At 50.6% G+C, this 14,764-nt stretch carries 14 protein-coding genes and 1 pseudogene; 8 read left to right on the top strand and 7 right to left on the bottom strand.

All coding sequences use genetic code 11. The annotated features are described in order from the left end of the window. A partial coding sequence (locus JCM25146_RS21675) for an IS5/IS1182 family transposase (RefSeq protein WP_025828824.1) occupies nucleotides 1-247 on the top strand: 247 nt, incomplete at its 5' end. A gap of 17 nt (nucleotides 248-264) precedes the next feature. On the opposite strand, the gene JCM25146_RS14125 is transcribed toward JCM25146_RS21675, so the two are convergent. Then, nucleotides 265-537, bottom strand: a complete 273-nt coding sequence (locus tag JCM25146_RS14125; protein WP_025828823.1) for a hypothetical protein — start codon at nucleotides 535-537, stop codon at nucleotides 265-267. A 658-nt stretch (nucleotides 538-1,195) separates the two neighbouring features. Between JCM25146_RS14125 and JCM25146_RS14120 the strand changes: the two genes are divergently transcribed. Next, on the top strand, nucleotides 1,196-2,131 hold the full coding sequence (locus JCM25146_RS14120; protein ID WP_025828821.1) for an AEC family transporter: 936 nt from the start codon (nucleotides 1,196-1,198) through the stop codon (nucleotides 2,129-2,131). Nucleotides 2,132-2,513: 382 nt separating this feature from the next. On the opposite strand, the gene fixJ is transcribed toward JCM25146_RS14120, so the two are convergent. Both fixJ and JCM25146_RS24230 read right to left on the bottom strand, forming a co-directional pair. Next, complete coding sequence (gene fixJ, locus JCM25146_RS14115) at nucleotides 2,514-3,095, bottom strand: response regulator FixJ (protein ID WP_242401162.1); 582 nt, start codon at nucleotides 3,093-3,095, stop codon at nucleotides 2,514-2,516. Nucleotides 3,096-3,115: 20 nt separating this feature from the next. Further along, nucleotides 3,116-4,198, bottom strand: coding sequence for a sensor histidine kinase (locus tag JCM25146_RS24230; protein ID WP_277909612.1), 1,083 nt, complete (start codon nucleotides 4,196-4,198; stop codon nucleotides 3,116-3,118). 835 nt (nucleotides 4,199-5,033) lie between these two features. Here JCM25146_RS24230 and JCM25146_RS19725 point away from each other — a divergent pair. From JCM25146_RS19725 to JCM25146_RS14085, 6 genes are read left to right on the top strand one after another with little or no spacing between them, the layout of a single operon-like run. Further along, entirely contained in the window at nucleotides 5,034-5,570 is a 537-nt protein-coding gene (locus JCM25146_RS19725) for a sorbitol dehydrogenase family protein (RefSeq protein ID WP_025828817.1), read from the top strand. A 20-nt stretch (nucleotides 5,571-5,590) separates the two neighbouring features. Then, the gene (locus JCM25146_RS24220) at nucleotides 5,591-6,157 is read left to right on the top strand and encodes an FAD-dependent oxidoreductase (protein WP_242401161.1); all 567 of its coding nucleotides are present in this window, start codon (nucleotides 5,591-5,593) and stop codon (nucleotides 6,155-6,157) included. Nucleotides 6,158-6,180: 23 nt separating this feature from the next. Then, nucleotides 6,181-7,233 (top strand): GMC oxidoreductase, encoded by a 1,053-nt coding sequence (locus tag JCM25146_RS24215; RefSeq protein ID WP_242401160.1) that lies wholly within the window; start codon nucleotides 6,181-6,183, stop codon nucleotides 7,231-7,233. After that, nucleotides 7,226-8,644 carry a cytochrome c gene (locus JCM25146_RS14095; protein WP_025828815.1) on the top strand — a complete coding sequence of 473 codons (1,419 nt, stop codon included), beginning with the start codon at nucleotides 7,226-7,228 and terminating at the stop codon, nucleotides 8,642-8,644. The genes JCM25146_RS24215 and JCM25146_RS14095 overlap by 8 nt, the downstream gene beginning before the upstream one ends. Nucleotides 8,645-8,668: 24 nt before the next feature. Beyond that, complete coding sequence (locus tag JCM25146_RS19715; RefSeq protein ID WP_242401159.1) at nucleotides 8,669-9,241, top strand: lipocalin-like domain-containing protein; 573 nt, start codon at nucleotides 8,669-8,671, stop codon at nucleotides 9,239-9,241. A gap of 48 nt (nucleotides 9,242-9,289) precedes the next feature. Continuing rightward, on the top strand, nucleotides 9,290-11,080 hold the full coding sequence (locus tag JCM25146_RS14085; RefSeq protein WP_025828812.1) for an NAD-dependent malic enzyme: 1,791 nt from the start codon (nucleotides 9,290-9,292) through the stop codon (nucleotides 11,078-11,080). Between the two features lie 313 nt (nucleotides 11,081-11,393). Here the strand turns inward: JCM25146_RS14085 and JCM25146_RS19710 are convergent, their stop codons facing one another. The 4 genes and pseudogenes from JCM25146_RS19710 to JCM25146_RS19700 form a co-directional block, all read right to left on the bottom strand. After that, a complete protein-coding gene (locus tag JCM25146_RS19710; RefSeq protein WP_051544273.1) occupies nucleotides 11,394-11,858 on the bottom strand; it encodes a hypothetical protein in 465 nt (154 codons plus the stop codon). A gap of 376 nt (nucleotides 11,859-12,234) precedes the next feature. Then, a pseudogene (locus tag JCM25146_RS24210) lies at nucleotides 12,235-12,676 on the bottom strand (IS481 family transposase); the annotation flags it as partial. A gap of 61 nt (nucleotides 12,677-12,737) precedes the next feature. Continuing rightward, nucleotides 12,738-13,511, bottom strand: coding sequence for a TSUP family transporter (locus JCM25146_RS14070; protein ID WP_025828808.1), 774 nt, complete (start codon nucleotides 13,509-13,511; stop codon nucleotides 12,738-12,740). A 127-nt stretch (nucleotides 13,512-13,638) separates the two neighbouring features. Next, nucleotides 13,639-14,448, bottom strand: coding sequence for an exonuclease domain-containing protein (locus JCM25146_RS19700; RefSeq protein ID WP_456303747.1), 810 nt, complete (start codon nucleotides 14,446-14,448; stop codon nucleotides 13,639-13,641). Nucleotides 14,449-14,764: the final 316 nt, after the last annotated feature.

Below are 14,764 nucleotides of genomic sequence, written 5' to 3'. Positions count from 1 at the left end.
TGACAGCAATAAGATCAGACAGTCGCTCGCATGCCGGAATATCACCGTCTGTATTCCACCAAAGAAGAACAGGAAATCAAAGCCACCTTACAATTGGCATCTGTATAAAAAGCGCCATCTGATCGAAAACATGTTCGCAAAGCTGAAAGACTGGCGACGGGTGGCAACACGATACGACCGCTGTGCTCATACATTCATGTCCGCAATCCAAATCGCAGCAAGCTTCATCTTCTATCTTAAAGAATGAGTCCTGAGCCTAGGTTTCTATTGTGGAGTATCGGGGTATTTAACCTTGACATGTTCAGAAATGCCGCCATCCCACACTCCGCCATGCGTCGTATCTGGCGTATCACGATGTTTGACTTTTGAGTGTTCGGCAATACCGGCGTCCCAGATACCGCCTTTTTTTGTATCCGGAGTAACCGGGTGAACCACCTTTACATGCGTAGCAATGCCAGCATCCCATGTCTCCGCGGAAGCTATTTGAATTGAATAAAAACCCAAAATAATAGCAAAAACATAGCATGTTTTTTTCATAATATCCTCCAAATTTCATATAACTGTAACAGTAGGTATTGTAAAAAATGGCCAGTTCAAGGCGTAGAAATTAAAATTTATTATATTTGTGCAGGCGTCGAACATAAAAGTATTCCGATATCAAACTTTTGATCGGGACCAAGTCTCTTGAAAAAAATTTTACAGACAGTGAGTAACCTGAGAACCTGTATGTACGCAAATGATACCAAGAATACTCTAAAAAATATGGTCTATATTTTGAGGTGCTAAAATAAAAGAATCTGTGATCCCATTTTTTGGACAGGAATTTAATCTATAGTCTACCTTCAGAGAATAGGTTTTATGAAAAAATGGGTATGCGAGGAGGTCAGATCAAGAGTTGCTCCGGAAGCAATCCTTGAGGAATTGTGGGAGGTGAAACTGGTGTCGAAACATAGTGAGTCTCAGACGATGATCGCCCATTATAACGAAAGGTGCCCATATACGGCGCTTGCTGGACGCATGCCCGATGAACTGTCTCACTACGTACCAAGTCAACTGGCTTGGGAGCCCGTATCAGAAAAAACAACAGTGTTTTCAGAATCGTAGCATAACAACACAGAGTTATAGCTTATTCATTCCCAAAAACTTCCTGAACAGTGGAGACAATCTCTGCTATTCTGTCTAAGGGTGAGGTTGCATGTTAGAAACTATATGTGGCGCAATATTTCCAGTTGTTTTGTCAATGATGCTCGGATACCTCGCTGCTTCACTAGGAATGTTTAACCGAGATCAAGCCACCGCCTTGAATCGGATGGTGCTCAAATTTGCACTTCCTTTGGATTTGTTTGTTGGAATTTCGAAAATTGATCGTCAACAGATCCTAAATTCAGGAAGTCTGGCGGCTATCATTATTGGATGGATGATTGTCAGTTTCTTTCTAACCTACTGGTTTTCTCGTTTCGTCTTCAAGCGTTCAGTATCGCTCGCGACACTTCAAGCGCTTGCTGTTGGCAACCCCTCAGTTCCTTTTGTCGGTTCTGCCGTGCTTGGTTTTCTGTTCGGCGGAAAAAGTGCGTTAGCAGTGTCATTAGCGAGCATGACTATCAATGTTCTTCTGATTCCGATCGTTTTTTTCCTTTTGGCTAGTGATAATCCTGAAACAATGGATTCTGGTGGTGGTTGGGAGGGACATCTGAAGCAAGCTTTCAAGCAACCTGTGGTTCTGGCGCCGTTGATTGCATTTTTATTCGTTCTTTTGGGAATCCCAATTCCGAAGTTGATTGGTACATCGTTTGTCATGCTTGGAAGATCTACAGGAGGTGTAGCCATGTTTTCCGCTGGTATTCTGCTTTTCTTGATGAAACCAGTTATTAATAAGATGGTTGTAACCTCTGTTACTTTCAGGAATATATTGGCACCTTTCTGCGCATATGGTCTTGCGCTTGCAGCTCACCTCACCCCTTTTTACCTTCGAGAGGTTGTTTTAACATTTTCAATGCCGTCAGCGTCTGTTATCGTTATTCTTTCTAGCCAAATTAAAAAAGGTGAGAGAGAGGCAGCATCAACGGTTTTTCTTTCAACCCTTGTAGCTATTTTCAGTATGGGAGCCTGGATTGCTTTCACATCTGAATAAATATAAGTACAATCGTAAATAAATAATAAAATATTTACATTCCAGATCGCATAGCTTCTTCTGGCGGGATGTTTCCTATTGATGACAACATGCGTCTATTATTGAACTAGTTAACACATTTAAGCATTGCCAACTCATCAGATTCTCTATTTTCCATGGTCCCTGCTGGTAAATTAGTTCGGTTTTGCAACGACTGTGAGCGGTATTCGCGAGAGCATTATCATAGGAATCCCCAACATTTCCGACAAAAGCAACAAGGCCTAATTCAGTCACGATCCAAACGGACGGGTCACCACTATCTCCCTTTACCTATCTTTACAAAACCCAGAGCAATTCAGGTTTTATTCTTTTGTGGGAAGAGGCATATTTTAAAATCTATTCGTCATTCAGTAGATAGAGTCATGCGTACCAGTTCGGCCAAACTACGGGCATCCATTTTGGTCATAAGATTAGCCCGATAAATCTCTATTGTTCGCGGGCTGATTCCAAGATCACGAGCAATAATCTTGTTTGACTGGCCGTCGACGAGCCCACGAAGAACCTGCTGTTCCCTCGTGCTTAGAACGGCGATCTTTTGTCTAACAACTTGCGCTGGGAACCGTCCTGAAAAGTTTTTATCACCGTATTGCAGAGCAGAGGCTACTGCGTCGAGGATAGAGTGGTCGTCAAACGGTTTTTCTATGAAGTCCCGTGCTCCGGATTTCATCGCTTGCACCGCTAAAGGAACGTTCGCATGCCCAGTAATTACTATGACCGGCAAAAGTGGTCTGCTCGCATGGAGATGGCCGACTAAGTCAAGCCCGTCCATACCAGGCATCCGGACGTCAGTTATGACGCAGCCATTATTGATCTGGTCAACGATACCGAGGAACTCATCCGCTGATGCGTAAGTCTGCGCAGTGTATCCCGATGCAAGTAACAGAAAGGCGATGGACTCACGCACGGCCTCATCATCGTCGATCACATGGATGATACAATCAGGATTCATTCGTTGAACTCGTCTATCTGGGCGCAGGGCAGGGTAAAAAGAAAGCACGTTCCGCCTCCTGGTTTCGGCTGCACCCAAATGCGCCCTCCATGAGCCTCTACGATGGTGCGACAGATCGATAGGCCGACACCCATACCGTCATCCTTTGTTGTCGAGAAGGGTTCGAACAGCTTCCCTGCGATCTCAGGACTTACTCCAGCACCAGTATCTGTCACGGAGATTCGTGCCATTCCTTGGAAGGCATCAATTGCGACGATGATACGCCGCTCCCTACAAACCTCGACTGCTTCTACAGCATTACGTATTAGGTTGAGCAGAACTTGCTGGATCTGGATTTTATCAACGATTACCTGATCAACATCAGAATCTAACTCAAACGAGACGTCTATCCCGCGTTCTGCAACTCCAACCAGCGATAGCGCCACCATCTCCTCCACAAGAGCCTTTAGGCTTTGCAGTTCCAGTTCGCCTTCACCTCGTGACACGAAGTCCCGCAATGACCGTATGATCTGACCGGCCCGCAGCGCTTGTATCGCAGCTTTATCTACAGCTTCCTGCACGCGTTCGTTCTGTTCGGTCCCTGTTTGTAGGAGACGGCGGCTTCCATTGAGAAAATTTGTTATCGCCGTCAGTGGTTGATTAAGTTCGTGTGCCAGTGTTGCCGCCATTTCCCCCATGGCCGACAAACGAGAGATATGCATGACTTCAGTCTGCAACTGTCGCACACGCCGATCAGCCTCCTCGCGTTCCGAAAGATCACGAAGGAAAGCGATCATAAAGGAGCGACCTCCCGAGACTAGGCGCCCTACGGACAAATCAACGGGGATTGTCGTTTCGTCTGCCCTACGCGCGATTACTGTAGGTCCCTTCTTGTCGAGAACCGGAGGCATACCAAGCTCTGGGATTATGGCTGTTATATTCGCTCCAATGGCCTCCATCGCACTCCACCTCAGGAGTGTCATTGCTGCCCTACTGTATGATTGTACGATGCCCTGCTCGTCGAGAATAATGATTGCGTCAGGAACTGCATCGAGAATAGAGCGTAGATGGGCTTCGCGTTCGAGGATGCGTTGCGCCATCGCAGCTGTACGCTGGCGAGCGCGTAGTAGCCACTCGCCCCCGCAGGTGATCAGGACACAGAGTATCGCAAACAGGATCGTTTCAACAGTTTTCGATCGAAGGGGCACCATCATATGAAAGGAGCAGTGAACCTATTGCCGATGCGAGGATTGCTGAAGCAATACCTGACAAGAGTCCACCAGTAGCTGCGCCGACAAGCACCCCGGAAGAAGCAGTAGGAACAATGTCCTGGTGCTGCCAAGCAGTGGGGAGATCAGACACCGTGAAAGGGCACCTAGTGCGACGAGACCCAGCGCGACAAGAGAAGAAGTCATGAGGTGGCCATGGCGTACCGGTATCATAGCCTCTTTATTGGGCAGATACTGGAAATTCTTCAATGGCGTTCTCATTGCTGATGGTGAGCAGCTGATTAAGCAACTGGCAACTCCGTACTCGTACGTATAGATTTATTCATCATAACATAGCAATTGTAGCGCTATGTCGTGTCACAGATTTTTATTACCTCAAACAATGGAGAGCTTCGACCTTGCATAAGTAGTTGATCATTTCCTTCAGTGCATTGTTGCTACTGTTACGGACAAGGTATTCCATGCTTCTTATCGGCTGATTTTCGACGATATTTACAGTTAATATATATTCTCGGCTTTATTACGATGTAAAATAAAATCAATCTCAAATGATAAGTATATAATGACGCATTGCCTTGTTTAAAGGGAGCTATAAAAAAATAATTAAATAAAAACAAAATTTAAATAAAAATTAAATCTATATATTATTGTTTTTAATTATATTTAGTTTCGAATGCTAATGAATAGTGCTTGGAGAAGTAGGTGAATGACATCAATTTATACGACCTTTAAAATAAACAGGCGCGGCCTGCTTCTTGGTATGAGCGCTCTCGCCACAGCAGCTAGTTTTGTGCAGTCCAGAGGAGCGGCCGCATCAGCAGAACAAGCACATGAGCCTGATGGTGTATTGCGGTTCATGCTCGTCTCGAAACTTCTTGTTCCACACGAACTGGATCCCTTTGTCGGTCATAAAATCCACAACGCGCTCAGCGATTCCGAAGAGGGTTTTGACAATACAGTCACAGCACTTCAGGATTTCATCATGAAAAATGCCGTTGTGGATGTTGAACATCTCATGCCGGCACTGACTGATGTGGCACTGAAAAACTCAGCCTTGAAGATAATATCAGCCTGGTATTCAGGCGTAGTGCACGGCAAATCAGGTGATCGCGTTGTCGCCTTTGAAGAGGCGCTCATGTTCAAAGTTACCAACGATGTCATGACGATCCCGTCCTACGCGAAGTCAGCACCCAATGCATGGAATGCGACTGCCGTTCCCCTCCTGAACATGCCTTCGTTCTGAACTTCTCTGGAGAATTGTTCATGCCCTCCACTCTCAACAGCGATGTCGTCATTGTTGGTACTGGCGTCGTCGGCTGCCTGATCGCAGAACAGGCCCTTGATGCCGGACTTTCAGTGCTCATGCTCGAGGCAGGCCCCCGTGTCAGTCGCGATACCATCGTTGAAAACTACCGTAACCTCCCCCCCACATTGCGCAACCACTGGAACGCCCCGTATCCCCCCAAACCGTGGGCGCCGCACCTTGAAACACGGACCCCGACTGAAGCCGCATCGTATCTTGACCTGACCGGGCCAAATGCCAAAGCCTACGAGCAGGGTTACGTGCGTTACGCTGGCGGTGCCACCTGGCACTGGGCCGGTATCTGCTGGCGTATGACGCCCGATGACCTGCGACTTAAAAGCCTCTATGGCGTAGGCCGTGACTGGGCCTTTAGCTATGATGTGCTCGAGCCCTATTATGCGCGGGCAGAGCATGCGATGGGTGTCTGCGGCCCCGGTGACCCAGCCCTGCAATGGCCGCTGCGCACCGCGCGCTCTCGCCCCTACCGATGGGGCCCATTCCCTTTGGTCCGGGCGAGCAGCGGCTGACCGATGTTGCCGCAACTCTTGGCATGCAGAACCTTCCCGCCCCACAAGCACGCAACAGTGGCGTTTCATTTGATGGACGCCCCCCCTGCTGCGGAAACAATAACTGCTTTCCAGTCTGCCCGATCGCTGCAAAATATGATGCCGCAACCGCCCTACCCCGCATCGAGGCAAAAGGGGGCAGGATCATCACGAATGCTGTCGCCTATCGCGTTGAAACAAATGCCCAGAAGAAGGTCGAGGCCGTCCACTACTACGACCCGAACAGAGCCTCACATGCCGTTTCAGGCAAGATCTTTGTGCTGGCGTGCAATGGCATAGAAACGCCCAAGCTCCTCCTTTTATCCACTGATGACAAAAACCCCCGTGGTGTCGCCAATAGTTCAGATCAGGTCGGCCGCAACATGATGGATCAGCCAAAGCTGATCGCGGACATTGAAATGTCTGAACCACTCTGGACCGGCGTAGGCCCCGTTCAGAGCAGCAGTATCATGAACACAAGTCAGGGTGATTTCCGGCGGGAGTATGCCGGTGCCATGTTCCGTATGGAAAACATGGCGCGAAGCACACTCGGAGGTTTAGCTGCTCTTGAAAAAGGTCTTTACGGAAAAGCCCTCGATCAGGAAATCCGTCGTTTATCCGCCTGCACGGCCCGCCTGACCGTTGAGCACGAACCTCTGCCACTCCCCTTCAACCGTCTGACCCTGTCAGACAAAAAGGATTGGCTCGGCCTCAACCGTCCTCGCATCTATTACGATGTAGGCGACTATGTCCGGAGAAGTGCTGAAAACTATACCGTTCCCCTTCTTAAAAAACTGGCAACTGCACTCGGTGCGACAGATATCAAGATTTCACCTGAATTCTTGCACAGCGATCATATCATGGGTGGCACGATCATGGGCAATGATCCAAGCGATTCAGTCGTGGATGCAGATTGCCGAGCCCATGACCACGACAATCTTTTCCTGCCTGGTGGTGCCGCAATGACGACCGGCGGCAGCGGGAACAGCACAATCACTATGGCCGCATTGGCGCTTAAAGCTGCGGATGCAATCGTCGGGCAACTGAACCATGCTTAGAGTGACACAAACCAGACAGGCCTTCAGGCTCTCATTCCTTGCTGCTCTGGCGGGGCCCATACTCCTGTGCAGCCCCGCGTCAGCTGAAGATGGCAGTAATACAGATCCGGGTACCTACATAGCGGTCACATCAGACTGCGTCGCCTGCCATACCGCGCCAGGCGGCAAACCGTTTGCCGGTGGTCTAGCCATGAAAACGCCGCTGGGCACAATGTACTCAACCAACATCACGCCATCCAAAACATATGGTATCGGGGAGTATAGCGAAGCGGATTTCTCTCGTGCTGTCCGCAAAGGCATCCGCAAGGATGGGAGCAATCTCTACCCTGCAATGCCTTATACAGCATATTCTTACATGACAGATCAGGACATACATGACCTGTACCTGTATTTCATGAAATCCGTTCAGCCGGTCGAGAGCACTCCGCCGAAAACGGCCCTGCCTTTTCCAATGAACATCCGCAGCTCAATGATGTTCTGGAATATACTGTTTCGTAATGACACAACGTACCAGCCTGACCCATCACGCTCGGCAGAGTGGAATAGAGGGGCCTATCTCGCACAGGGCCCGGCGCATTGCGGAACCTGCCACACGCCGCGTGGCTTTCTGATGCAGGAAGAAGCCTCCAAGGCCCTTGGCGGGGGGAGCCTTGGTTCGTGGTACGCTCCCAATATCACCTCGGACAAAATCAGTGGCATAGGAAACTGGTCGCAGGATGAAATCAAGACCTACCTGAAATCAGGCCATATAGACGGTCTGGCACAGGCCGCGAGTGGTATGGGAGAAGCCGTCGAACACAGTTTCCAACACCTGACAGAGGCAGACCTGAACGCCCTGACGATATACCTTGCATCAACACAGCCAGTGCGCGACCCTGCCGATGGAAATCTTTCACGCTTCGCTCTTGGACAGCCGGTTTCCAGCGCAGGCCGTGTCAGAGGCAATCAGCCCATTCGGTCGGAAGATAATCCCGATATTTCTGGTGCTGAACTGTTTACGGGAAATTGTGCGTCCTGCCATAATTACCAGGCGCAGGGTAGTCACGACGGATATTACCCGTCATTATGGCACAACTCCGTTACAGGCGCCTCCAACCCGGACAATCTGATTGCGACCATTCTTTTTGGTGTCGACCGTCATGTTGCGGGTGCCCAAGCGTTCATGCCCGGCTTTGGAGGAAAGAAAACAGATGCCGTGCAGCTCAACGATGAAGAAATAGCCAAACTCACAAAATATGTTTTTGATACATATGGCAGGCCTCAGGTTTCTGTGTCACCAGCACAGGTCGCCACGATACGTCACGGTGGTTCAAAATCACCACTACTCGTTTTAAGCCGTATCGGCATGGCCGGGGGGGCTATTCTCATCGCACTTGGGTGTTTCTGGTTTTTGCGGACATTCCGTAAATAAAAAACGAGAAGGGAAGTAACTTTCATGGTCTTAGCAAAACATATTTCCTTGCATGTAAAATCAGTGATTGCTGTATGTGCAGTCAGTGTATTGACCGCTGCTGTGCCCACATGGGCACAGGATACAAAAGAAGCCACGTCAACATCCACAGAAACCGCCAATCTGAAAAAAAATATCGTCGGCGTATGGGGGCTTGTTTCTTACAAAGTGGAAGATAAAGAAACGGGTAAGATGATTGATGCCATGGGATCATCCCCCCGTGGGCGTGTCATTTTCACGCCTGATGGGTGGGTTGCCTTCAATCTTGAAGGCAGTGACCGACAGCCGGCAAAAACAGATGCAGACCGAGCTCATTTGATGAAAACACTCGTTGCATATATCGGCCGCTACAGAGTTGAAGGCAACCAGTGGGTGACCAGTGTGCAGACGGCGTGGGCACCAGAGTGGGTTGGTACAGAGCAAAGACGCACCATAGAAATTAATGGCGATTACGCCAATGTCATTACACCATGCGTAAAATGCCTAACTGGGACTCTGGCAAGCTGTCGCGCAGCATCATTCGATTTAAACGGATTGAATGATCTGTATCACTCCTGATCTCGAAATTTCAGCACCATGGAAATTAAACCACTCTAGGAGAGAGAAATGTTCAGCAGACAGGCAAAGATTACTGGTACAGGAAAAACGAGAAAAATCGAGACAACAGCTAGAGGCTATGATGTTTTGCGTGACCCCGCGCTCAATAAAGGCACAGCCTTTACCCAAGAGGAGCGGGATTCTCTCGAACTGAACGGGCTGCTACCACCGGTCATAACAACGGAGTTGGAACCCCAGTTAACCCGTGCTCTTTCTGCTTATCGTAAAGCACCAAGCGATCTCGATAAACACATTTACATGTGGAGGCTTCATGATAACAACGTGACGCTGTTTTATGCCTTGCTCCAGCGCCATCTCATGGAAATGCTGCCCGTTGTGTACGATCCTGTCGTTGGGCAGGCCATAGAGCAGTATAGTGAAGTCATAACCCGCCCTCGCGGTGTTTTTCTCAGCATTAACGAGCCTGAGAAAATTGAAGAAAAACTTGCGGCGTTCGGTGCCAGCGCCGACGACATTGACCTTCTGGTTGCCAGTGATGCTGAAGAAATTCTTGGCATTGGCGACTGGGGGGCCAACGGAATTGATATCTCCATCGGCAAACTAGCCGTCTATACAGCCGCTGCAGGCGTTGACCCACATCGCGTCATTCCGGTTGTTCTGGATGTTGGAACAAATAATGAAAAACTTCTCAACGATCCACTCTATATCGGATCTCGACATAGCCGCGCTGTCGGCAAGGTTTATGACGATTTTATCGACGCTTATGTGGCTGCAGCCAAAAAACTCTTCCCTAAAGCCATGCTGCACTGGGAAGACTTCGGCTCAACAAATGCCCGCCGTATTTTAAGCCGTTTCCGTGACAAGGTTCCCACCTTTAACGACGATATGCAGGGAACCGGCGCCATTGTGCTGGGGGCGTTGCTCAATGCAGTCCAACGCAGCAATACCCTCTGGTCCGATCAGCGTGTGGTTATTTTAGGAGCCGGCACGGCCGGTGTGGGCATTGCCGATCAAATTCGTGACCAGATGATGCGGCATGGCCTTTCACGGGACGAAGCGACCCGTCGCATCTGGCTTGTAGATCTGCCCGGTCTGTTAACCGACGACATGCAGCATGGACTTCTTGATTTTCAGATCAGCTATGCCAGACCCTCTTCTGAAGTGCAGTCATGGACTCGTGCCTCAGTTGATACTCTGGCTGCAACCGAAACCAGATGGCCGGCAATGGCTGCGTTACGGCGAGAAAGAGCACAGAGTGACGGTACCATCGAATTGGCTGAAGTCGTCAAAAATGTGCGCCCGACCATTCTGATCGGCACGTCGACCACTCCTCACCTCTTTACCGAAGAACTGGTGAAGGACATGGCCGCGCATGTCGAGCGCCCGATTATTCTTCCACTATCCAACCCGACAAACCTGCACGAAGCTACGCCTACCCAACTTATTGAATGGACAGAAGGACGAGTGCTCGTCGCAACGGGCGCACCGTTTGACAATGTTGTCTATCAGGGAGTTTCTTATATTATAGGGCAAGCAAATAACGCGGCCCTGTATCCTGGCCTTGGCTTCGGAACAATCGTATCCCGGGCGCGCAAGGTGTCTGACGAGATGATTTTTGCTGCGGCACAGGCGGTCGCCAGTCAGGCAGTTGATACTACACCCGGTGCGGCCCTATTGCCGTCCAATGCAGACCTTCGTGCGACATCTAGTGTCGTTGCGATTGCGGTCGCCCGTAAAGCACAAGAACAAGGTCTTGCTCAAACTAAAGTAGCCGATGTGGTCGAATTGGTAAATGAATATCAATGGTGGCCGGTATATGAAACAGTGACAGCAATCTGATAGGGATCATTGTCAAATCGTAACACTTAGGGAATGATTTTACCATTCTTGCTTCAAACCCCAGGTGGAGGGTTCGATGAACCGTTTATTGATTTCCCTTTTGCCTGATTTCAGTTTTTTAGCGTGTAGATTGCCAATTCCTAGACGTGATTTTTACTCTGTGTTTTGTGCAGAGAGAGGGTTTTATGTCCTGAATTGTTGCGCAGCGGCGATACTCGTGGTGCTGGCGTGCAAAGGTGTGGCGCTTCTGGGGACTGTCGGCCATGACGAACTGGACAAGATTGGCCGACAGCGGGGATCGTGTACCGGTCTCCTACCACCCGATCGATCCCATGCCCGGGTCCCAGCTCCCCCAGGCGGGATTCCAGCCATACCAGCCGCCGCCCATCCCGGGACCCCAGGTGCCCCAGTTCCACTGGGCGTCCTGATAGTCCATGGCCGTTTCCTGCTGCTCGTCGGCCAGGGCCTTGGCCTGTCGGTATTGCTGGTACTGGGCATACGCGGTCTGGTCGCCAACATAGAGGCAGTCGCACACGGTCGGGTCAGAATAGACGTAGAACGCCTGGCCGCCCGTGACCCGCCGTACGAAATGATGGGCCGGCAACCGGCTTAGCATCTGCTGCCGGGCCGGTGTATCAGCCAGCTTAAACGCGAAGCCCGCCGCAGCGAGATGGTCTTCCTTCTGGGCTATCATGGTCGGGCTCTGGCAGGATGCCAGCAGTGAGAGCGACGTCAGAGCGCCCCAGCCGAAAATTTTGGTCCCGTATTGTGTCGGCATGTCGTTCTCCTCCTCTGATGTTTTGCAATGTTCTGGCACATTCGAACACTAGGTGTTCTCGCGCGCAAGGGGCGCTGGCCGTCTATCATGACTGACTTTTGCCGACGTACCTAAGTGTCGAGTGTGTGTTCATATGGCCGTAATGAGGCCGGTGAGAACGAAATTTATCGTGATCGATGCGCCCTGAATGCTCCCGACCTGCATCTGGTCGACCTTGCCGTTCGGGGTAACGGCAGCCAAGCGTCGGGAATGGTGGGAGGCTAGACCAGAGAACCGATGAGCGGCGTCTGCTCAGCCATGCGATAGGACGTGGGAAAGCACGTGGCGGTGTGTTCATGGCTGAAAACTACGGCACCCATGAGTTTAATCGTGGATATTTACCTTCAGCAGTCTGGGCTTTTGCAATATCGATGTAAAAAAGCCTATGGTATAGGGTTTAAAGCGCTGTCGTTTTGGCTTGTCTCCCTCCATGTTCAGAAGCCGTAAGATCTCGTGACGCTGAAAGCCGCGATGCAGGGCCGAGGCTGCCAGATGAGGTATGCTAGCCTGCAGGGCATAAAGGCAGTCATCCAGAGGCAGTAAAGTATGTCGACGGAAAGCGACTGCCATAGCTTCTTCGGTTTCTGTCAGGCGCGTTGATCATGGCTTTTTAGGGCCAGTTTCTGATCTTTGATAGTCAGGTGCTAGCGCCATTATGCAACTATTTTCGGGTTGATTCCAAACGCCTCGCTCAGCGCCGTGAGCGAAGTCTGCGATCGCTGTATTGCTGCTCGCACAGCGTGTGTGGTGGTGACGCTCCCATGACGTACCTGCACTATAATGCTCCCTTCCACTCATCGGAAAATATCACACAATCAAACCACGGGACTAAACATTAAATTAGAATATCTTCCACAATGGATTATCCGGGTTGGCCAGCAGTTTGATGGTCAGGGCAAGGGACATAACGACCAGTAAGGGGCGGATGCCTTTGCCTCCAAAACGCATGGCGAGCCACGCTCCAACCTGATTACCCAGAACGTTGGCCGCCGCCATGCCAAAGCCGAGTAGCCATAAAACCTTGCCCCCGGCGATCATGGCGGTCAGCCCGGCAAGGTTGGTCAGAAGGTTGAGGAATTTGGTATTGGCAATAGCGCGTACCAGACCAAGGCCGGCAAAGGCAACCAGGACGGTTGTCAGGAATGAGCCAGCGCCGGGGCCAAAAAAGCCGTCATAAAACCCTACGGCTGTAATGCAGGCCGTAATACCCCAGCGGTTCAGACGTGCCTGACGGTCTACCGCACTCATGGGCGGTGCAAGCAGAAAATAGATGGCCATGGCTATGAGAAGCAGTGGTACAATGGCGGACAAAAACACAGGGTTGATGAACTGAACGGCTGTGGCACCCGTCAGAGAGCCGAGAAAAGCGCCTACTGCCGGTAGGGCAAACTGAGAGATATCAACATGCCCGGCTTTGAGAAAAGTCAGGAACGCCGAGAACGTTCCGATACTGCTCTGAAGTTTGTTGGTTGCCAGAGCCGAGACAGGAGGGATACCGGCTGCCATCAGGGCGGGAATGGTGAGCAGTCCCCCACCGCCTGCCAGAGCATCTATACAACCTGCAACAAAGGCGGTCGTGATCAGGAAGAAAATAGTTTCCAGAGTAAAATGCATAAGGGACTAAAACCTGATCTGAAATGTCGTAGGGAAAGGGGAATCTCTTAGGCGCGGGGCGAGAAGCGATCCCATGCGGTAATTTCACGGGTGAGCAGGGCGACCTCACGAAGATAGATTTCTGTTTTCAGGAAATGCTGTTCGTCTTCTTTTTGCGCCTGAGACACTTCAGTAAACCACGCTTTGGGGCGGCCATCAGTGCCGTCATTCCAGCGATAGCCACGGGCCTTGAGTGTATCTTTAAGGTCAAAGGGGGCATTCTCCGCCCAGATCTGCCAGCGGGGTTGCCGCGCTTCGTGAAGCAGGGCGGAGAGGGCTGGGGTCTGTGTTTTAGGCAAACGTGTGCTGAGTAAGGTAACACCAGCCAGACAATCATCAGCAGCCCGGTGTCCATCAAAAAACCACCCGGCCTGCATGACGAGATAACCAAGCTGCGCCCTTCATAGCCTTCTGCCTGCCAGGGCACATCTTCCATGGAACAGGCCCAGGGCAGTGTTGAAAACCCCTCCCAGAAGCGTTCGGCAAACAGCCTGTCAAAGCGGGCGTTATGGGCGACGATGAGGGCTGCCTGGGCCGCGAACTGGGCGACCTCTTCAGGGACGATGGTTTTTCTGGCAACCATCTCCTGTGTGATCCCAGTTAGGGTGGTAATTTCGGGAGGGATGGGCTTGGAAGGCTCTCTCAGACGATTGAAGGCCGGTAAGGTGCCGAGAATGCGCCCATCCAGCGTATAGACAAAGGGCACCATTCCGAATTCGATGATTTCATGACAGGCCGGGTCGAGGCCGGTGGTTTCAAGATCCAGAAAAAGGCCCACACGGGTCTGGTCACGCGGCACCAGCGTCTCAAGCGGAAGGGGCGTGATACGACGTAAAACCCGGTAAGCACCCGTGGCTTCCAAGGTGCGCGCCTGATCTTCCAGAAGCGCGTATTTCACAAAAACTCTCCCCTAAAGCCTCATGTTATAAACGGGAGACAATCTGTTCCAGCTTGTGACAGACTTTGCATGCATCATCAACAGCATGGTTGTTCTGATAAATCTGACGGATATGCATCTTTGGCTCTCTATCTTGCCAAGAACGTGCGCAGACCAAAAAAAATATTTCGCTAATGCTGCCTAATGGCATTCCTCAACCGTGCAAACTATCTCTTGACCTCTAAGTATGCCACTAACTTCGCGACAGGCAAAAATGTATCGACCATCTTTTAGAAGACCAGTGACAGGATTACAGAAATCCATCGCATAACGAATT

The sequence above is a fragment of the Acetobacter okinawensis JCM 25146 genome (assembly GCF_000613865.1).
GTDB classification, from domain to species: domain Bacteria; phylum Pseudomonadota; class Alphaproteobacteria; order Acetobacterales; family Acetobacteraceae; genus Acetobacter; species Acetobacter okinawensis.
This window is presented reverse-complemented; position numbering and strand designations above follow the sequence as displayed.